The sequence below is a fragment of the Camelimonas lactis genome (genome assembly GCF_004342915.1).
Taxonomy (GTDB): domain Bacteria; phylum Pseudomonadota; class Alphaproteobacteria; order Rhizobiales; family Beijerinckiaceae; genus Camelimonas; species Camelimonas lactis.
In genome coordinates this window covers 20,878-40,442 of record NZ_SLWL01000003.1, presented here as the reverse complement: position 1 = coordinate 40,442, position 19,565 = coordinate 20,878, and the positions used below count along the sequence as shown (strand labels likewise).

The window sequence follows — 19,565 nt, the reverse complement described above, 5'->3', positions numbered from 1 at the left end:
CGTTTTACCTCGCGCGCTCATGGCCGGGCTGGCGCGGTGTCAATCAATCCGGATCGGAAACGGCCCGGCTTTCCCTGTTTTGGGCGAACTCTGGTCGATCAGCCCGGTTCTGGCTGACCGGAAAGCGCTCTGTCCCGGCCAGGCAAAGCCAGGCGCGGCCCCGGCTTCGCTGGAAAAGGCTTCGCTGGAAAACGCTTCGCCGGTCGCGCGGACGCCGCCGCGACAGGCCAGGCCTGATCAGGCGCATCGCCATTGCTGACAGCAAGGCGACGCGCCGCCCCGGGTGGGGCGATTAGCTGCGGGCCACGTAGATTGCCTGGGGAACCATATATTCCAGCAGGCCTTCCATACCGTTCTCGACGCCGAAGCCGCTCTGCTTGTGGCCGCCGAAGGGCGTGTCGGGACGCAGGTTCAGGTTCTGGTTGACCCACACGGTGCCGGTTTCGATGCGGCGGGCGATCTCCACCGCCTTGTCCGTGTCCTTCGACCAGACAGCGCCGGCGAGGCCATAGTCACTGGCGTTGGCGCGCTCAATGACTTCGTCCACGTCGCGGAACTTCAGCATCGGCAGGATCGGGCCGAAGGCTTCCTCCTGCACCACCCGCGAGTCTTCCGGCGGGTTGTCGACAATGGTGACCGGGATGAAGTAGCCGCCATTCGCCGGCACGTCGGCGCCCTGCAGCAACGTGAGGTTATTCTTCTTCGCGTCGTCCAGCAGGTTCATCACCCGCTCGTACTGGCGGCGGTTCTGGATCGGGCCGAGCACCGTGCCCTGCTCGGCGCCGTCGCCCACCTTGACCGCTTTGGCGATGCCGGCGAGCCGGTCGCGCAGGCCGTCATAGACGTCCTCGTGCACATAAAGCCGCTTGGTGGCGACGCAGATCTGAGCCGTATTGTAGAAGGCGCCGAAGAAAATCTTCTGGGCGACGGCGTCCAGGTCCACGTCGGGCATGACGATGGCGGCGTCGTTGCCGCCCAGCTCCAGCGTGACGCGCTTCAGGTCCTTCGCCGCCGAGGCCAGCACGCTCTTGCCGGTGGCGGTGGAGCCGGTGAAGGAAATCTTGGCGAAGCCGGGGTGCGCGGTCATCTGCGGGCCAAGCTGGTCGCCGCCGGAGATGATGTTGATCACGCCAGGCGGGAAGATGTCGCGGAAAATCTCGCCGAGTTTCAGCGTGCACAGGGGCGTGAACGGCGACGGCTTCAGCACCATGGTGTTGCCGGCGACGAGCGCGGGAGCCATTTTCCAGATCGCCATGGAGATGGGAAAATTCCATGGCGCGATGGCGCAGATGACGCCAAGCGGCACATAGCGCGTCTCGATCAGCTGGTCGTCCGAATCTTCCGACACATGCACCGGCGGCGTCATCTGCGACACCGCCTGCATCCACTGGGTGGCGCCATTGACCTCGATCATGGCGGCGTCGACGGGCCGGCCCTGTTCGCGGGTGAACAGGCGGGCGAGCGCCTCGGCATGGACGGCGATGGCCTCGCCAGCCTTGCGCACCAGCGCCTGGCGCTCCTCGATCGGGGTGTTGCGCCAGGTTTTGAAGGCGGCTTTGGCGGCGGCCACCGCCTCATCCAGCTGCCCGGGCGAGCAGTCGGGCGCCTTCGCGAACACCTCGCCAGTGGCGGGGTTGATCACGTCGATGGTCGCGCTGCCGGCGACGCCGCGACCGTTGATCGTCATTTCGTAAACGTCGTTGAAAATCATGGCGCATTTCCCCCAGAAAGCATGGCCGGCGCATGCGGGCCAGTCATCTTCGATCGTTGCGACGGCAGCTTACGCCGTCTCGTCCATCAACAGAACCACCTTGATGCATTCGCCCATGTGCTGGGCGGCGATGGCTTCATTGATCTGTGTGAACGGCCAGGTTCGGATCATGCGGTCGAACGGCAGTTCGCCCTTGCGGTAGTATTCGAGCAGTCCTGGCAGGAAAACGCCAGGGTCGCTGTCGCCCTCGATGATGCCGCGAATGGTGAAGCCAAAGGTCATCACCGTATTGATGTCGCCAGGCAATGGGGTGTCAGGAGCGGCGACGCCGACAATGCCAAGCGTGCCCTTGGGGGCCAGCGATGCGAGGGCCGCCGCGTGCAGGGCGGGGATGCCGGTGGTGTCGAAGGCGTAATTGACGCCGTCCGGTATGATGGCCCGCACCGCAGCCGCGAGGTCCGGCGTCGCGGCGGGATCAATGACATGGGTTGCGCCGAACTCCAGCGCCAGCGCGCGCCGCGCTTCGTGCGGCTCCACCACGATGATCGTGGCGCACCGGCGGATCTTCGCCCCCATCACGGCGCTGAGGCCGACGGGGCCGCCGCCGGTGATCAGCAGCGATGAGCCGGGCTCGCAGGCCATGGAGCGCATCACCGCCCCGGCGCCGGTCTGCACGCCGCAGCCAAGCGGACCCATCAGTTCCAGCGGCAGGTCATCGGGGATTTTCACCAGATTGCGCTCATAGGTGAGCGCATGGGTGGCGAAGGACGACTGGCCGAAGAAATTGCTGCCGACAGCCGCGCCGTCGTCAGCGCGGAAAGCCCGCGTGCCGTCCGGGCGCATGCCGGCGTAGTTGAGCTGGGGCATGGTCAGACAGTAGGCGGCGTCGCCGCAGCCGCAGCGCACGCAGTCGCCGCAGGAGCGGAAGGTGATGGCGACCCGGTCGCCCGGCGCGAACTTGCTGATCTTCGCGCCGACCTTCTCGACGACGCCCGAGCCCTCATGCCCGAACACGGCGGGCGCCGGGATGGCGCCGGCCTCGCGAAACACGAGGTCGGTGTGACAGACGCCGACGCCGGCGATGCGCACCAGCACCTCGTCGTCACGCGGTTCGTCAAGGTCGAGTGTCTGCAATACGAAGGGTTGTCCGGCGCCAACGGCGACCGCGGCCTGAACTTTCATGATGGACTTTCAGCATGCGGGAAGCGCCCGCCTGGCGAGGCCGCCAGGGCGGGCTGCTCCATGACAGGGGCGGCGCGGCGAACCGCGCCGGATGCTGCTTGCGGCGTCACGCCGGCATCGCCAGCGGCAAGGCGTGATGGCACCGGCGGCGCGGCGTCAGTCGCCGCCCGTCCCACGCCATGCCGTGCCGTGCCAGGTCACGCCCAATCACGCCTGGCGGGTCGCGCCGGTTCTGGCGTTACGGCGCGGGCGCCGACGCATCGCGCTCCCACACGATCGGCAGCGTCTTCAGGCCGCAGACGAAGGTGCTCTCGGAAATGCGCTGTTCGCCATTACGCCGGACGGAGGCCACATAAGGCAGCAGCTCTTCGTAAAGGATGCGCATTTCCATGCGGGCGAGGTGCTGGCCAAGGCAGACGTGGCCGCCGCCGCCGAAGGAGATCTGGCGGTTCGGCGTGCGGTCGAGACGAAACTCGTACGGCTTCTCGAAGACGTCCTCGTCACGGTTGGCCGATTCATAGCAAAGCATCAGCCAGTCGCCTTTGGCGATCTTGCGGCCGCGCAACTCGGTGTCTTCGCTGGCTGAGCGCATGAAGGTCTTCACCGGCGAGGCCCAGCGGATGGCTTCATCAATGAAGGCGCCGATCTTCGACGGGTCAGCCTTCAGCGCGCGCAGCAACTCCGGATTGTCCGCCAGCGCCGCCATGGCGGTGGCGGTGGTGGTGGAGGTGGTGTCGTGGCCGGCGGTGGCGACGATGGTGTAGTAGCCGGCGGCTTCGCGGTCGGAGATCGGCTCGCCATCGACGATGGCGTTGGCGATCACCGTGGCGAGATCGTCTTGCGGCTCCTTGCGACGGGCTTCGCTGATCGCGCCAAAGTAGCTGGCGAAGTCATCCAGCACCATCTTGATCATCATCGCCAGCTGCTGGGGCGTCATTTCGCCCATGACGCGCGTCTGCTCGGGGTCGCGCGCGCCAAACAGCTCCTGGGTCAGCTTCAGCATGCGCGGCTCGTCCTGCTCCGGCACGCCGAGAATGCTCATGATGACGTGAAGCGGGTAGCCAAGCGCCACGTCCTTGACGAAGTCGCACGTCCCGTCGGTGTCGAGGAATTTCTGGACGTTCTTGCGGGCGATTCCGCGAATGGCCGCCTCAAGTTTTTTGACGTTCTGCGGCATGAACCAGCCCTGGGTCAGGGCGCGGTATTTGGGGTGGTCCGGCGCGTCCATCTGCACCAGCGAGCGCACCAGGTGGGGCGAGCCGCCGGTGATTTCCCGCGCCCGCTCGTCTGTCGCCCGGTCGGTGAGGGTGGTTGGTTTTTCGCCGCTAAGGAACAGCTTGTTGTTGCGGGAGATGGCGGCGAGATCTTCGTGTCTGGTGACGACCCAGAACGGATCGAAGCCCTCGAGCCGGGCGACGCCAAGCGGATTGTTGGCGCGGAGCCAACGGTGCGCTTCGGTGGTTTCGCCGGTGGCGTAGCTGCGCGGCGTCACAAGGGCCCGCGCCAGATTTTCAGGAATATCGAGGTCAAGAGCGGGCGATGTCGCCGCCGTTGTCTGCTGCGTCATGTGCGTCCTCCCGGGCTTGTGAAACCGTCCGGATATTTTTGCCAATCCGGTACGCGCCGCGCGGGGCGGCCAAGGTCGTTCATGCCCTGGATGGCAGGATATACGGTACACGTGTTCCGTGTCACCCGTTTTTTTAATGATTCAACCCTGATGTTTTCACCGGCCGCCGCGACAGCTTGCCTTGCCAGCGCTCACGGAAAAACGGCGCGGGCCGACCATGCCGGAAGGGAGGGCATGGCCGACGATGCGTACGGACAGCTGACAGGTTTCGCTGGCGACCAGATAGCTGTCGGAACCAACATGCGTGATGCTGGTAATGGGCGCGGCGCCGAAGGCCGCGATCACGGCCGGATCATCAAGAATGGCGCGCAGTTCCGCCAGACGCTGGTAGTTGGGCGCCAGCGCCGCGCGCGCCTCCACGACGCCCGCCAGGCTGGCGGCAAGCAGGAAAGTCCAGGTGAGGCGCGCCCGTCTCATGCCGCAATCTTCCTTCAGATGGTCGGCCGCGCATAACGGGCCGCATGGTGATCCGCGCCTGACCGGCGACTTTGGGGGCCGGACACGCGCCGGTTGCAACGTTGCCTCTGGAGGCGTGCATCCATGCACGTGGCGCCATGGCCGCGCCGCAAATATATTAACCTTATGGAGAGGCGCGCGATGGAAAATTCATCTGTCGCGCTTCGGGATTCCAAAATATTGATCGTTGGCCGACAGGCGCGTCCGCAGGGTCGCAGGCTGGAGGCAAAGCATACCGGAGCTGCGCGCTGCGGCAGGACTGGGACATGGTGATGAAATTCAGTGACGCCGGCGCGCGGCGTGATGAACAGCTTGTCAGGCGCCCTGCGGCGAGCGCGGACAAACTGCCGGTTCTCATCATTCTGCATCAGGAGGGCTCGACGCCGGGGCGCGTCGGCCGCCTGCTGGCGGAGCGTGGCCACCCGCTTGATATCCGGCGCCCGCGCCTGGGCGACCGCCTGCCGGAGACCCTGGCGCTGCACGCCGGCGTGGTGATTTTCGGCGGGCCCATGAGCGCCAACGACGGGGACGACTGGCTGCGGGCGGAGACGGATTTCATCGGCGTGGCGTTGAAGGAAGAGAAGCCGTTCCTCGGGCTGTGCCTTGGCGCCCAGATGCTGTGCCGCCACCTCGGCGGCAATGTTTGCGCCCATGCGGACGGCCGGGCCGAGATTGGCTACTACCCCATCCGCCCGACCCGCGCCGGCCTTGATTTCGCCGATGAGCTCGGCGCGCCGTGGCCAACCCACGTCTACCACTGGCACCGCGAGGGGTTCGACACGCCGCGCGGCGCGGTGGCGTTGGCCGAGGGCGACGATTTTCCCGTGCAGGCCATCCGTTACGGCGACGCGGCCTTCGGCTTCCAGTTTCACCCGGAAGTGACGCACGCCATGGTGTATCGCTGGACCACCCTGGCCGCCGCCCGCATGAATGCCCCAGGCGCCCAGGCGGCGCCGCTGCACCATCGCGGCCGCTTCATGTACGATCCGGCGGTGCGGCTGTGGCTGGGGATGTTTCTCGATCGCTGGCTCGACGGCGGGCGCGGCGCGCAGCGCCTGGACGGGACGCCGGCGCATCCCATGGCCGGTGACCCGGGCGCGCATCCGGCCCCGCCGCACCATGGCGACCGCCTGCTGGCGGAAACGGAAGGCGCGGCGCATGTCGTCGAGCCGGACCTGCCGCGCGTCATTCGCCGCGTCCGCTGATCACGGTCCGGGGCCAGTGCGGGCGGCCCGGTTCAGGTCGGGGCGGCGGCAGGCGCCGGTGACGTCGCGTCCAGGGATGCGATGATCTGGCGCCGTTGCGTCATGTGCTGGTCGCCGGAAAGGGCGTCCGTCCATGCTCTGGTGAACATTGCCGCCCCTGGGCAAGCCATGTAACGTGCCTCCCCAATCAAGCGATTGTTCGGGAGAAGGCATACCATGGCCGGCAAGAAAGCCGTGAGGATTGGCGGCGCAGGCGGATTTCTGGGCGACTCATCAGTCGCCGCGCCACAACTGATCGCCGGCGGCGACCTCGATTATCTGGTTCTGGACTATCTGGCCGAGGCCACCATGTCGGTGCTGGGCCGTGTGCGCCGCAAGAAGCCGGATGAGGGCTATGCCCGCGACTTCACGGACTGGGTGTGGAAAGACAATCTCGCCGCCATTCGCGAGAAGCGCGTGCGCATCGTCACCAACGCTGGCGGCGTCAATCCGCACGCCTGCCGGGCGCGCATGGAGAAAATCGCCGCTGACGCCGGTTTTTCCTTCAGGATCGCGGTGATTGAAGGCGACGATCTCATCGGCCGCCTGCCGGAATTCGCCGGCAAGACCGAGATGTTCAAGGGCGACGCCTTCCCGGCCGCCGACGCGGTGCTGAGCGCCAACGCCTATCTTGGCGGCTTCCCGATCGCCCGCGCCCTGGCCGAGGGCGCCGACGTGGTGATCACGGGCCGCGTCGTCGATTCCGCCCTGACGCTCGGCCCGCTGATCCATGAGTTCGGCTGGAAGGACACGGATTACGACCAGCTGGCCGCCGGTTCGCTGGCCGGTCACGTCATCGAATGCGGCGCCCAGGCGACCGGTGGGCTCTTCACTGACTGGGAAGACGTGCCGGACTGGGCGCACATCGGCTATCCGGTGATCGAATGCCATGCGGACGGCAGCTTCGTCGTCACCAAGCCGCCGGGCACGGGCGGGCTGGTGTCGCCGGCCGCGGTGGCCGAGCAGATCCTTTACGAGGTTGGCGACCCGCAGGCCTACGCCCTGCCGGACGTGGTGTGCGATTTCTCGGCCGTCACGGTGAAACCGGTCGGCGAGAACCGGGTGCTGGTGGACAACACGCGCGGCTATGCGCCTTCCGGCTGTTACAAGGTGTCGGTGACGTGGACAGACGGCTGGCGTTGCATCGCCGCCAGCCCGGTGGTGGGTCGCGACGCGGCGCGCAAGGCGCAGCGGCAGGCTGAAGCCGTGCTGACCCGCCTCGATGAAATGTTGCGCCAGCGCAATCTTGGGCCTTTCCGCGCCTCGCGCGTGGAAATCCTGGGCGCCGAGGCCAGCTATGGCGCGCAGGGGCGTGATCTGGGCGTGCGCGAAGTCGTCGCCCGCATCGGCGTCGAGCACGACGACCGCCGCGCCATGGACCTGTTCCTGCGCGAGTTCGACGCGCCGACCACCTCGATGTCGGTGGGCACCACCGGCTGGTTCGGCGGCCGTCCGGCGATCTCGCCGGTGGCGCGCGTGTTCTCCTTCCTGATCCCGCGCTCTGAAGTGACGCCGGTCATCTCGCTGGGCGACCAGCGCATCGCCGTGCAGGAAGGCGCGTCGGCCCAGCCGTTCGATCCGGCCCGCCTGGTGCGGCCGCAGATCAGCGAGGCGCCGCTGCCGGCCAATGACGACGAAGTGGAGGTTCCGCTGGTCGACATTGCCTGGGCCCGTTCCGGCGACAAGGGCGACGCCTTCAACGTCGGCGTCATTGCCCGTGATCCGGCGCTGCTGCCGGTGATCCGTCGGGCCCTGACCCAGGACGCGCTGTTGAAGTTCTTCGCCCATGAATTCGAGGGCGCAGCAAATCCGGAAGTGCGGACCTACGAACTGCCGGGCCTCAACGCCATGAACTTCCACCTGATGGACGCGCTGGGCGGCGGCCAGTTCGCCAGCCTGCGCATGGATCCGCTGGCCAAGGGCAAGGCGCAGCAGCTGCTCGACATGCCGGTGAAGGTTCCGGCCAGCCTGCTGCGGCGTTAAGACCCTGTCGGGATACCGGCGGCGGCGTCCTCTCCGGGCGACGCCGCCGCCCTTTGCGGTAAAATAAAAAGCACGCGGACGCCCCAGGGCGCGCCAGCGCGCCAAACGAGACGGAGGCGCCTGTTGGGTCGCAAAAGCGCCTCAACATCAGCAGGTCCGGCTCTAACGGGAGAGACATCATGACCGAGCCGGCCGGCCACGCCGCGCATCAGTCCGCCGCCGGCTGGATGGCGGAAGCGAAACGGCGCGGCCTGTTCCGCGTCGGCCTTCCGGCGCCGTGGGGCGATGGCGGCGGTTATGCTGACATCGCCGCGACAGCGCGGGCGCTGACGCTGGAATCGGGCGACCCCTCCGTGGGCATGGCCTATGCGGTGCGCCAGATCGCCACCCGCGCGTTCATCGGTGAGCATGGTTCGCCGGCGCAGAAGCAGCGCTGGCTGCCGGCCCTGGCCACGGGCGAGATCATCGCCCTGTCCCTGGCCGTCTCGGAGCCGGACGCCGGCGCCCGTCCGAAGCTGCTGAAAACCCGCGCTGAAAAGGCGCCCGGCGGCTGGCGGCTGAACGGCCGCAAGGCCTGGGTGACCAACGCGCCGGTCGCCGGGCTGATCATCGTGATCGCCATTGTCGGGGAGGTGGAGGGGCGCAAGCGCTTTGGCGCCTTCCTGACGCCGCGCGACGCCGAAGGGCTCGACATCCAGGCCGGCGACGACGCGGGCAAGCATGGCAAGCATTGCCCGGTTGTGCTCGACAACGTCTTCCTGTCAGATGACGCGTTGCTGCCGGTTGACGGCGACGCCTTCACCCGGCTGGCGCTGCCGTTCCGCACGCTGGAGGATTCCGTGGGGCTGAGCGTGCAGGCGGCGGCGTTTGAGACGCTGCTGGCGAAGGCGGCGACCGCGGCTCCCGCGGAAGCGGACGGTGAGATTGGCGCCCTGGCCGGTTTCGCCGCGCTGATCCATATGGGCGCGGAGAAAGCCGCCCGCGCCCTGGACGCAGGCCCGGGGCGCGAGCACCATGACATCGCCACGCTGGTGGGCGTCAAGAACCTGAACGCGCTGGCGCTGGAGCGGCTTGCGGTCCTGCCGGGCGGCGGGGCTGACAGCGCGGACGCGCAGCGGCTGTTCAAATGGTTCGCGCTGATGGCCACGGTGGCGCGTCATGCCCGGGGCGTTTACCAGGCGCGCCTGGCGGAGCGGGTTCGCGCCGGCGCCGGCTCAACAGAGTGAGACAGCATTTTCACCGGTTATCCTCCTGGACATGCTCCAGCAAAGATATCCCAAAGGTATCCCCGCATCGCGCTGATCCGGGTTAAAGAGGCCAGATCATTTCCATGACCACCGCCATTCATCAGAACGCGCCCGCCGGCGACCAGGCCAGGGATGGCCTGCGCGCGGCGAACGACGCGGCGCGCACGCCGTCCGAAAGCGTCGCGAGCATTCACCGTCTGCTGGGCGCGCAGGGCTATATTTCCTCCGAGGCCATCGCCACGGCCCTTTTCATCGCCCAGAGCCTTGAAAAGCCAATGCTGGTGGAAGGACCGCCCGGCGTCGGCAAGACCGAGCTGGCCAAGGCGGTCAGCGCCATCACCGGCAAGCCGCTGATCCGCCTGCAATGCTATGAGGGCCTCGACGAGGCCAAGGCGCTGTACGAGTGGAAATATTCCAAGCAGCTGCTCTACACCCAGGTGCTGAAGGACAAGCTGGCCGACGTGCTCTCCGGCGCCGAGGGGCTGAAGGCCTCGGTGGCGCGGCTGCACGAGTTCGACGACACCTTCTTCTCCGAGGAATTCCTCGAACCGCGCCCGCTGCTGAAGGCCCTGTGGGAGCCGGAAGGCGCGGTGCTGCTGATCGACGAGATCGACAAGGCGGACGACGAGTTCGAGGCCTTTCTGCTGGAGCTGCTCTCGGACTACCAGATTTCGATTCCGGAACTGGGCACGATCAGGGCGCGCCAGAAGCCGATCGTCTTCCTCACCTCCAACAATACCCGCGACCTCAGCGACGCCCTGAAGCGCCGCTGCCTGCACCTGCACATTCCGTTCCCGGACCAGGCGCTGGAGCGGGCGATCATCCGCTCGCGCGTGCCGGACGCCGAGGAAAAGCTGCGCACCCAGCTGGTGGCCTTCGTGCAGTCGCTGCGGGAGATGGACCTCAAGAAGGTCCCCGCCATCAGCGAAACCATCGACTGGGCCCGCACCCTGGTGCTGCTGCACGCCCGCGAACTCGACCGCGCGCTGGTGGAGAACACCCTCAACGTGCTGCTGAAGTTCCAGGACGATATCGAGCGGGTCGGCGAGAAGCTGAACGATCTGGTTGGCAAGGCCAAATCGAACCTGCGCTGAACAGCAAGACGGGAGAAGGCGGCGCGGGTCCCTCGCCCGCGCGCCGCTGCTCCGGAAGGAAGCCATGACCCAGGTTCTCGGCGAATTCATCAAGGCCCTGCGCGAGGCCGACGTACGCATTTCGCCGTCCGAGGTGATCGACGCGGAGGCCGTGCTCGGGCTGGTGGGCTATGAGGACCGTATGCTGCTGGCGCACGGGCTCTCCCAGGCGCTGGCCAAGTCCGACGCTGACAAGGAGGCGTTCTGGGACGTCTTCGACAGGTTCTTCGCCTTCGCGCCGTTCACGCCGCCGGAACCCGCCAACAGCGCCGCCGGTAACTGCGACGCCGAAGAGCAGGGCCCTGACGACCAGGCCGACGGCGACGACGAGGAAGCCGGCGTCACTGGCATGGCGTCCTCGGGTGGTTCGGGCCAGGGCTCCGGCAAGGCGACCGGCAAGGGCGAGGGCAAACCTGGCGACAAGGCCGGCGGCGACCAGGACGCCGGGATGTTCGGGGCGGAAGGCGAGAGCCTGACCATGGCCGAGGAACTGGCGCAGTTGCTCGAGGCCGGCGACGCTGCCCACCTGGCGCTGCGTCTGGCCGAAGCGGCGCAGCAGGCCGGGCTTTCCGATATCCGCTTTTTCACCCAGCGCGGCATGTATCAGTGGCGCATCCTGCAATTGATGGGCAGCGAGGAGCTGGGCCGCTGGATCGACCAGGCGGAGGGCGGCTCCAACGCGGCCGCCGCGGCGCGGGCCACACGGCTGCGCGGCCTGCGCGCGGGCCTGCACGAGCAGGTGCGGGAGTATGTGGAAACCCAGATGCAGCTGTTCGCCGGCAATGAGGGCCGGCGGCTGCGCGAGGACATGCTGGCCAGCCAGCGCATCGGCCTGATCGAACGCTCCGACATGCAGATCATGCAGGGGCTGGTGCGCAAGATGGCCAAGCGGCTGGTGTCGCTGCACTCGCGCCGGCGCACCAAAGCGCGGCGCGGGACGCTGGACGCGCGGCGGACGATCCGGGCCAACATCCAGTTCGAGGGCGTGCCGTTCCACACCATCTGGAAGCGCACGAAGGTCGACCGGCCCAGGGTGATGCTGATCTGCGACGTCTCGGGATCGGTCGCCCAGGTGTCGCGCTTCCTGCTGCTGTTCCTGCACTCCCTGCACGAGGTGCTGCCGGAGGTGCGCTCCTTCGCCTTCTCCAGCAACCTGGGCGAGGTGACGGAGCTGTTTGACAATTATCCGCCCGACGTCGCCATGGGCCGCACGCTGCAGCGCTTTGGCGGCTCCACCGACTATGGCCACGCCTTCCGCGATTTCGAGCAGCTGGCGCTGGACGACGTGGACCGGCGCACGACGGTGATCATCCTCGGCGACGCCCGCAACAATAATGGCGACCCGCGCGCCGACATCCTGCAAACCATCCAGCAGCGGGCGAAGCGGGTGCTGTTCCTCAACCCCGAGCACCGCAGCCGCTGGGGTAGCGGCGACAGCGTCATGCCCATCTACGCCGCCTACTGCAACCGCAGCATCAGCTGCGGTTCATTGAAGGAGCTTGAGCGGGTGGTCACCGACCTGCTGCGCACGGCGGCCTGACGCGCCGACGACGTGTGCGTGCGCCAGCACGCTTGTTCGCGCTATGGTTCCGGTTTAAACCGGCGGCAGGTTTCTGTTGCAGGTGAGAGGGCTTATGCGCGCTATTCTCGACGTCCTCATGGTCGTTCTTGAGATTTACACCTGGCTCATCATCGCATCGGCGATCCTGAGCTGGCTGGTCGCCTTCAATGTCATGAATGTCCGCAACGATTTCGTGCGCGCCATATGGACATTCCTGGAGCGCGTCACCGAGCCGGCGTTGCGGCCGATCCGCAATATCCTGCCCAATCTGGGCGGGGTCGACGTCTCGCCGGTGATCCTGCTGCTGATCATCTTCTTCCTGCAGCGCGTCATCGTGCTCTATCTCTACCCGGCGGTGATCTGACCGGGGACGGACAGATCATGGCGGACGGGGAGCGCCCCTGGCGCATCGACAACGGCGCCCTGCGCCTGATGGTGCGCCTGACGCCGCGCGGCGGCCGCGACGCCCTTGAAGGGGTGGAGATGCGCGATGACGGCCGGCCGGTGCTGAAGGCCCGGGTGCGCGCCGCGCCAGAGAACGGGCAGGCCAACGCCGCCCTGACCAGGCTGGTGGCGAAGAGCCTTGGCGTCGCCGCGTCCCAGGTCGAGGTAACGGGCGGCCATACGGCCAGGGTCAAGACGCTGAGCATCGCCGCAGGCGCGGCCAGCCCCGCTGAGCTCGCGGCCCGGCTGGCCGGGCTGGCGGGCGGCGACTGATCCCAGGGCGACCGCCAGGCGCGGATTTGTGCGCGCAAGGCGGTTTTCACCGCGCCTGAAAATGTTATAGGAACAGGCGGAATTTCAGGACCGGCACGGAACCGGCGGGGCGCTCGCCCCGACCGGCTATTGGCATTCCGAAGCCGGGATAGCCGGGCAGGCGCCTGCCGACGCCCTTTGGAGACCGACATTCATGAGCGCCACGATCATTGACGGCAAAAGCTTCGCCGAAGGCCTGCGCGGCCGGATCGCCACTGCGGTGGAGGCCATGAAGGCCAACGGCGTGCATCCCGGTCTTGCCGTGGTGCTGGTGGGCAATGATCCGGCCAGCGAAGTTTATGTGGGCTCCAAGGCGCGCCAGACTGTCGAGGTCGGCATGCGCTCGTTCGAGCATCGGCTGCCGGCCGACGTGTCGCAGCAGGAACTGGAGGCGCTGGTGGCGCGTCTGAACGCCGACCCGGAGGTGGACGGCATTCTGGTGCAGCTGCCGCTGCCGGCGGGGCTCGACGCCGAGCCGGTGATCGCCGCCATCCATCCGGACAAGGACGTGGACGGCCTGACCCACGCCAACGCCGGCCGTCTCGCCAATGGCGCCGTTGGCCTGGTTCCGTGCACGCCGCTGGGTTCGATGATGCTGATCCGCTCGGTGTTGCCCGACCTCTCCGGCAAGGAAGCGGTGGTGGTTGGCCGCTCCAACCTGGTCGGCAAGCCGATCGCCCAGCTGTTGCTGGCCGCCAACGCCACGGTCACCGTCGCCCATTCGCGCACCCGCGATCTGCCGGAGGTCTGCCGCCGCGCCGATGTGCTGGTCGCCGCCGTTGGCCGCCCGGAGATGATCCGTGGTGATTACATCAAGCCAGGCGCCGTGGTTATCGACGTCGGCATCAACCGGATTCCGGCGCCGGAGCGCGGCGAGGGCAAGACCCGCCTCGTCGGCGACGTGGCTTTCCAGGAAGCGAAGGAGATCGCCGGCGCCATCACCCCGGTTCCCGGCGGCGTCGGCCCGATGACCATCGCCTGCCTGCTCGCCAATACCCTGACGGCGGCCAGCCTGCGCCGCGGCCTTACCCCGCCCACATTCTGACCGTAGTAAACCGCCATGACCGTCCTGATCGATCTCAACTCCCCGGCCAGACGCCCGGCTGCGCCGCAGCCGGACGCCGTTGTCGCCGCGCCGCAGCCGGAGGCCGTCGCGGCGCCGGCCCGGCGTTCGCTGGCTGGCCTGTCTCGCGACGGGCTGCGTGAGGCGCTGGCGGAGATCGGCGTGCCGGACCGGGAGCTGCGCATGCGCGCGGCCCAGCTGTTCAACTGGATTTACGTGCGCGGCGCCGTCAGCTTCGAGGAGATGACCACCATCTCGAAGGTTCTGCGCGCCGCGCTGGCGGAGCGCTACACCCTCGACCGGCCGGAGGTGATTTCCGAGCAGATTTCCGTCGACGGCACCCGCAAGTGGCTGTTGCGCATGCCCGCGACCGGGCCGCATGACAGGGGCGCGGAGATTGAGTGCGTCTACATTCCGGAAGCGGATCGCGGCACCCTGTGCGTCTCCAGCCAGGTGGGCTGCACGCTGACCTGCACCTTCTGCCACACCGGCACCCAGCGGCTGGTGCGCAACCTGAGCGACGCGGAGATCGTTGGCCAGGTGATGGTGGCGCGTGACCGGCTGGGTGACTGGAGCGTCCCTGGACCCAACAAGGCCTCGAAGGCCGTTCAGCACGATGACGACGCGGTTCCGGCCGGGCGACTGGTCACCAATATCGTGCTGATGGGCATGGGCGAGCCGCTGTACAATTTCGACAACGTCAAGGCCGCCGTCGACACCATGAGCGATGGCGACGGCATCGGCCTCGGCAAGCGCCGCATCACCCTGTCGACGGCGGGCGTGGCGCCGATGATCGGGAAGGCGGGCGCAGAGATCGGCGCGATGCTGGCGATTTCCCTGCACGCGACCACCAACGAGATCCGCGACGGCCTCGTGCCGCTCAACAAGAAGTACAAGATCGACGAGGTGCTGGAGGCGTGCCGTAACTATCCTGGCCTGTCGAACGCCAAACGCATCACCTTCGAGTATGTGATGCTGAAGGGCGTCAACGACAGCCCGACCCATGCGCGCGAGCTGGTGCGCCTGCTCAAGGGTATTCCGGCCAAGATCAACCTCATTCCGTTCAATCCGTGGCCGGGCACGAAATATGAGTGCTCGGACTGGGACACCATCGAGGCGTTCTCCGAGATCGTGTTCCGCGCCGGCTACGCCAGCCCGGTGCGCACGCCGCGCGGCCGCGACATTTTCGCCGCCTGCGGCCAGTTGAAGAGCGAAACCGAAAAGCTGCGCGCCCGCGCCCGGCTGATGCTGGAAAACGGCGGCGATCCGGCCGCGGAAGCGGCTTCCTGAGGCGGGCGTTTTCGGAGGGCCTGCCATTTTCCGCGCAAGGCGCCATATACAAGGCGCTACAGCAGATGACGGCCCGCGCCGTGCGCAGGTTCGGGCGAAGGTTCGGACGATGGGCGCCGGCCGAAGGCGGCGGGTGGCGGGGCCGGAACGGGCCTCGACATCCTGACCGGGCCGGCGCTTTGTGCGACTGTCTGATGTGACGCGCTTTTCCGGCAAAATGGCCGCCGCCTTTCCGGAAAACTGCTCTACCTGTTCGAACTGGCGCGTTTGCGGCGAAGCGGCGCCCTGCTCGCTGGACACCCTGAAGGAGCCGCCATGGGCGTGATCGGTCGGGCTTTTCTCATCCTGTTCGCCCTGTGCTGCGCTTTCTCGGTTGGGGCGTTGACCCTGGGGTTCGCGGCGCTGGCCGAGCCGGCCTTTGGCCGCATGATCGCGCTCGCCGCCCGGTCCCTGATCGACTACGCGTTCAACGCCCTGGCCTATGATGATCCGCGCGCCGGGTTTGAGCTGCTGATGCGCATGTGGACGGTGCTGGCCATTGTGCTGGCCGGGCCGCCGACGCTGATCGGCCTGATTGGCGAAATCGCCCGCATCCGCTCGTTCATCTGGTATTCCGGCGCGACCGGCGTGCTGACGGCGGCCCTGCCCTGGGCGGCCCGCACCGGCTATTCGGCCGATCCGCTGTCCGGCAACTGGGGCGAGGGCCGGGTGACGCTGGCGCTGTTCCTGTGCGGGGCCATGGCCGGACTGGCCTACTGGCTGGTGGCTGGCCGCAGCGCCGGGGGCGAGCCGCGCCCGGATGCGCCGGCGGTTGCGCCAGGCGCCGGCACGCCCTCCGCGCCCTGACGCTCAGGCGCCACGGCTCTGGGTCGCCAGGATTTTCAGGGCGAACAGACCGAAAATTCCCGCGAACAGATAGTCCAGCGCCCGCACCAGCCAGGGTCGGGCGCGCACGCCCCGGACAATCGCTCCCGCCGCCAGCACCAGCGACACCGACAGCGGCGCAGTCAGCACGACAAACCACACCCCCAGAAACGCCAGCTTGCCCATGGCGTGCGGATCATGGGCGCTGACGAACTGCGGCAGGAAGGTCACGAAGAACAGCACCACCTTCGGATTGGTGAGGTTGATGCCAAGGCCGGTCAGATAGGACTGCAACAGCGGCGACGGCTTTCGCGCCCGCACGGGGGCCTCCACCTTCAGCACCGAACCATGGCGGATGGCGCCAATGGCCAGCCAGAGAAGATACAGGGCGCCGACGATCTTCAGGACCAGGAAGGCCGTCGCCGACGCCGCCAGCAGGGCGGAAACGCCGAGCGCCGCCAGCAGGGTGTGGATGAGGCAGCCGCTTTCCGCCCCCGCCACCGCCGCAAGGGCCGGGCGGCGGCCTTCGCCAATGGTCTTGGCGAGGAACAGGCTCATGTCCGGGCCCGGCGTGATGAACAGGATAATGCAGGCCAGCGTATAGGATGCAAGTATCGGAAGGGTGGGTATGAAATCCATGGGAAATATCGCCTGAACATGTATCTGGCGCCCCGGGCCCGGCCGGACATGCCGGAAGGGCCTGCCCGGCCGCGCTCACAGGAACGTTGGAGACGTCGCACGCGGAACCGTTTGGCGCTATTCTGGTTTAGTGCAACGCGCCGGCGTTGCAACCGGAGCTTTCCGGCGACGCTGGCGAAAATTTCCTGAGGCCTGAGATTCCGCTCAACCGCATTCTGTATGGAATGCCCGCCAACCGGAGGCGCCAGTGGCCCTGTTTTCCCGAATTCGCATGGTTCTCGCAGCGCTTGTCATCGCCGCGCCGCTCGCCGGCTGCGGCCAGATCAACGCCGTGCCGACCTATGAGGCGCAGGCCAAGGCCAAATGGGCCGAGGTGCAGAACCAGTACCAGCGCCGCGCTGATCTGATCCCCAATCTGGTGGCGACCGTGAAGGGTTACGCCACCCACGAGCAGGAAACCCTGACCCAGGTCGTCGAGGCCCGGGCGAAGGCCACCCAGGTCAAGGTGGACGCCTCCACCGTCACCGATCCCGAAAAGTTCAAACAGTACAGTCAGGCCCAGTCGGAACTCAGCGGCGCCCTCAGCCGCCTGCTGGTCAGTGTTGAGCGCTATCCGGACCTCAAGGCCAACCAGAACTTCCTGGCGTTGCAATCGCAGCTCGAGGGCACGGAAAACCGCATTTCTGTTGCGCGACGCGACTACATAGAGGCGGTCCGGGCTTACAATACCGAGTTGACGACCATTCCCGGCGCATGGGTGGCGAAGATACTTTACCCGTCGGCCAAACCCATGGAGACTTTCGCCGCCGCAGAGGGCGCGCAGACCGCGCCGACCGTGAAGTTTTAGCCCGCTTTTCGGTCAGCCAGATGGCTGATCGGTCAGAATTCGCTCAAGAAAGCTGGAGCGGTTTCCGATCCGGATTGGGCGAAAACCGCTCCAGGGCATTGTCCGGCTGGGGCGCCGATCAGCGCCGCCGGCCGGACATGCTGTCCGCCACACACCTGACAACCGGAGGCAGAACGCCATGGCGCTGACAGGCGCATCGACCTGGGTTTGGCGGCGCTGTGCGTCAGCCCTGGCGCTGCTGGCCGTGGGCGCGCTGCTGGCGGGCGTGGCCGTGACGGCGCAGCCGGGGCATGTTTCGGCGCAAGAGCGCGCCGCGCCCGTTACCCCGGCGCCGCCGCCCCAAAACGCCCCGTCATCTCAAAGCGCTCCGCAGCAGCCTGCGCCGGTGGCAGGGCAGGAGGCTCCGCCCGCGGACGCCACGCCCGGCAAGACCTCGTTTCCGCGCCTCACCGGCCGGGTGGTCGATGCGGCGCATATTCTGGATGACGCGACGCGGGCGCGCATCGCTGACAGGCTGGCGGCCTATGAGGCCAAAACCAGCGACCAGGTCGTGGTGGCCACCGTGCCCTCGCTGGACGGGTTGCCGATTGAGGACTACGCCAACCGCCTGTTCCGGCAATGGGGGCTGGGGACGCGCGAGAAAAACAACGGCGCGCTGCTGCTGGTGGCGCCGCGCGAGCGCAAGGTGCGCATCGAGGTTGGCTATGGCGTTGAAGGCGGCCTGACCGACGCCATCTCCAGCGTCATCATTAACAGCGCCATCATCCCGAAATTTCGCCAGGGAGATTTCGCTGGCGGCGTCGAGGCCGGCGTCGACGCCATGGTCGACGTGCTGACCGGCGACGCCGAAACGTGGAGCCGGCGCGCTGATGCCCGGGCGGAGGACCATGGCCCGTCCATCATGGCCGTTATCTTCTATGTCATCCTGCTGCTGATCTTCATCCGCATCATGTCGCGCATGGCGGGCGGCGGCGGTCGCAACGGCATGCACCGCAGCCGCACCGGGCGCTGGGGGCCGGTGGTGCTGCCGCCTGTCGGCGGCGGCTGGGGCGGTGGCTGGGGCGGCGGTTTCGGCGGCGGAGGGGGAGGTTTTGGCGGCGGCGGTTTTAGCGGCGGCGGCGGCTCCTCAGGCGGCGGCGGCGCGTCGGGGAGCTGGTGATTGAGCGGCGTCGGCTGGTCCTCTCTGGTGGAGAGGCGGGACCGCCATGGGGAGAACATACGACATGCTGGATGAAGCCGGGCGCAAACGGGTTGCAGCGGCCATCGCCGACGCCGAGCAACGGACGACAGGCGAGATCGTCTGCATCGTGGCGCGCGCCGCCAGCGAATATCGCAGCTGGGCCCTGTTTCTGGCGGCTTCGGCCGGTTTCGCCACCCCCGGCGTGCTGCTGCTGACAACCGGGTGGGGCGCCGGACGCATCTGGCTGGCGCAGATCATCGTCACCGCGCTGTTGGGGGGCATTCTCGCCTGGCGCCCGGCGCGGCTGGCCCTGACGCCGGGTTTTTTGAAGCGGGAGCGGGCGCGCGAGGCCGCCCACCGCCAGTTCGCGGCGCGCGGCCTCTCGGCCACCAGCGGCCGCACCGGCGTGCTGATCTTTCTGGCCGCTGGCGAGCACTACGTCGAGGTGATCGCTGACGAAGGCGTCGCTTCATGCGTGGAGGAGGCGGCGTGGCGCACGGCCGTGGACGATCTGGTCGGCGCCATCCAGGCGGAACGCGTCGCCGACGGCCTGGTCGCCGTGGTGACGCGCATTGGCGCCATTCTCGCTCTCCATCATCCGGCGCTCCCTGGCCAAAAGGAGAATGAGCTGGCGGATCATGTCATTCTTTTGTGACAAACGATGATGCCGGAACGGATATGGATTTTTGCCAATCGCAGTAAGTCAAAGAAAAAAACATGTTCGTTATAAGCTGATTGCAGTTATGCTTGCCCGGCCCCATAGTCGTCCAGCCATCAGGAAC

At 67.3% G+C, this 19,565-nt stretch carries 18 protein-coding genes; 13 read left to right on the top strand and 5 right to left on the bottom strand.

What is annotated here, in order from left to right; genetic code table 11:
• Positions 1-292: 292 nt before the first annotated feature.
• From EV666_RS04725 to EV666_RS04710, 4 genes are all read right to left on the bottom strand, one after another.
• Positions 293-1,711, bottom strand: coding sequence for an aldehyde dehydrogenase family protein (locus EV666_RS04725; RefSeq protein WP_132003879.1), 1,419 nt, complete (start codon positions 1,709-1,711; stop codon positions 293-295).
• 69 nt (positions 1,712-1,780) lie between these two features.
• Positions 1,781-2,893 (bottom strand): NAD(P)-dependent alcohol dehydrogenase, encoded by a 1,113-nt coding sequence (locus tag EV666_RS04720; protein ID WP_132003876.1) that lies wholly within the window; start codon positions 2,891-2,893, stop codon positions 1,781-1,783.
• 238 nt (positions 2,894-3,131) lie between these two features.
• Positions 3,132-4,460 carry a cytochrome P450 gene (locus EV666_RS04715; protein WP_132003873.1) on the bottom strand — a complete coding sequence of 443 codons (1,329 nt, stop codon included), beginning with the start codon at positions 4,458-4,460 and terminating at the stop codon, positions 3,132-3,134.
• A gap of 156 nt (positions 4,461-4,616) precedes the next feature.
• Positions 4,617-4,937, bottom strand: a complete 321-nt coding sequence (locus tag EV666_RS04710) for a hypothetical protein (protein ID WP_132003870.1) — start codon at positions 4,935-4,937, stop codon at positions 4,617-4,619.
• A gap of 305 nt (positions 4,938-5,242) precedes the next feature.
• Here EV666_RS04710 and EV666_RS04705 point away from each other — a divergent pair, with 305 nt between their 5' ends.
• The 10 genes from EV666_RS04705 (at position 5,243) to EV666_RS04660 (ending at position 16,099) form a co-directional block, all read left to right on the top strand.
• Positions 5,243-6,181: a glutamine amidotransferase gene (locus EV666_RS04705; protein WP_132003867.1), complete on the top strand. Its 939-nt coding sequence runs from the start codon at positions 5,243-5,245 to the stop codon at positions 6,179-6,181.
• Between the two features lie 216 nt (positions 6,182-6,397).
• Positions 6,398-8,203 (top strand): acyclic terpene utilization AtuA family protein, encoded by a 1,806-nt coding sequence (locus tag EV666_RS04700; protein ID WP_132003864.1) that lies wholly within the window; start codon positions 6,398-6,400, stop codon positions 8,201-8,203.
• 179 nt (positions 8,204-8,382) lie between these two features.
• Positions 8,383-9,429, top strand: a complete 1,047-nt coding sequence (locus EV666_RS04695) for an acyl-CoA dehydrogenase family protein (RefSeq protein WP_132003861.1) — start codon at positions 8,383-8,385, stop codon at positions 9,427-9,429.
• Positions 9,430-9,533: 104 nt separating this feature from the next.
• The gene (locus tag EV666_RS04690; RefSeq protein ID WP_132003858.1) at positions 9,534-10,544 is read left to right on the top strand and encodes an AAA family ATPase; all 1,011 of its coding nucleotides are present in this window, start codon (positions 9,534-9,536) and stop codon (positions 10,542-10,544) included.
• A 64-nt stretch (positions 10,545-10,608) separates the two neighbouring features.
• A complete protein-coding gene (locus EV666_RS04685; RefSeq protein WP_132003855.1) occupies positions 10,609-12,123 on the top strand; it encodes a VWA domain-containing protein in 1,515 nt (504 codons plus the stop codon).
• Positions 12,124-12,217: 94 nt separating this feature from the next.
• Complete coding sequence (locus tag EV666_RS04680; RefSeq protein ID WP_132003852.1) at positions 12,218-12,508, top strand: YggT family protein; 291 nt, start codon at positions 12,218-12,220, stop codon at positions 12,506-12,508.
• Positions 12,509-12,525: 17 nt separating this feature from the next.
• Entirely contained in the window at positions 12,526-12,861 is a 336-nt protein-coding gene (locus tag EV666_RS04675) for a DUF167 family protein (RefSeq protein ID WP_132003849.1), read from the top strand.
• 193 nt (positions 12,862-13,054) lie between these two features.
• Positions 13,055-13,945 (top strand): bifunctional methylenetetrahydrofolate dehydrogenase/methenyltetrahydrofolate cyclohydrolase FolD, encoded by an 891-nt coding sequence (gene folD, locus EV666_RS04670; RefSeq protein WP_132003846.1) that lies wholly within the window; start codon positions 13,055-13,057, stop codon positions 13,943-13,945.
• 15 nt (positions 13,946-13,960) lie between these two features.
• Positions 13,961-15,253: a dual-specificity RNA methyltransferase RlmN gene (gene rlmN, locus EV666_RS04665; protein WP_132003843.1), complete on the top strand. Its 1,293-nt coding sequence runs from the start codon at positions 13,961-13,963 to the stop codon at positions 15,251-15,253.
• Positions 15,254-15,568: 315 nt separating this feature from the next.
• Positions 15,569-16,099, top strand: coding sequence for a hypothetical protein (locus EV666_RS04660; RefSeq protein WP_132003840.1), 531 nt, complete (start codon positions 15,569-15,571; stop codon positions 16,097-16,099).
• A 3-nt stretch (positions 16,100-16,102) separates the two neighbouring features.
• On the opposite strand, the gene EV666_RS04655 is transcribed toward EV666_RS04660, so the two are convergent.
• A complete protein-coding gene (locus tag EV666_RS04655) occupies positions 16,103-16,756 on the bottom strand; it encodes a LysE family translocator (RefSeq protein ID WP_132003837.1) in 654 nt (217 codons plus the stop codon).
• Between the two features lie 271 nt (positions 16,757-17,027).
• Here EV666_RS04655 and EV666_RS04650 point away from each other — a divergent pair, with 271 nt between their 5' ends.
• The 3 genes from EV666_RS04650 to EV666_RS04640 all read left to right on the top strand — a co-directional run bounded on the left by EV666_RS04650 (position 17,028) and on the right by EV666_RS04640 (position 19,438).
• The gene (locus EV666_RS04650; RefSeq protein WP_132004551.1) at positions 17,028-17,603 is read left to right on the top strand and encodes a LemA family protein; all 576 of its coding nucleotides are present in this window, start codon (positions 17,028-17,030) and stop codon (positions 17,601-17,603) included.
• A 178-nt stretch (positions 17,604-17,781) separates the two neighbouring features.
• Entirely contained in the window at positions 17,782-18,762 is a 981-nt protein-coding gene (locus EV666_RS04645) for a TPM domain-containing protein (protein WP_132003835.1), read from the top strand.
• A 46-nt stretch (positions 18,763-18,808) separates the two neighbouring features.
• On the top strand, positions 18,809-19,438 hold the full coding sequence (locus EV666_RS04640) for a TPM domain-containing protein (protein ID WP_132003832.1): 630 nt from the start codon (positions 18,809-18,811) through the stop codon (positions 19,436-19,438).
• Positions 19,439-19,565: the final 127 nt, after the last annotated feature.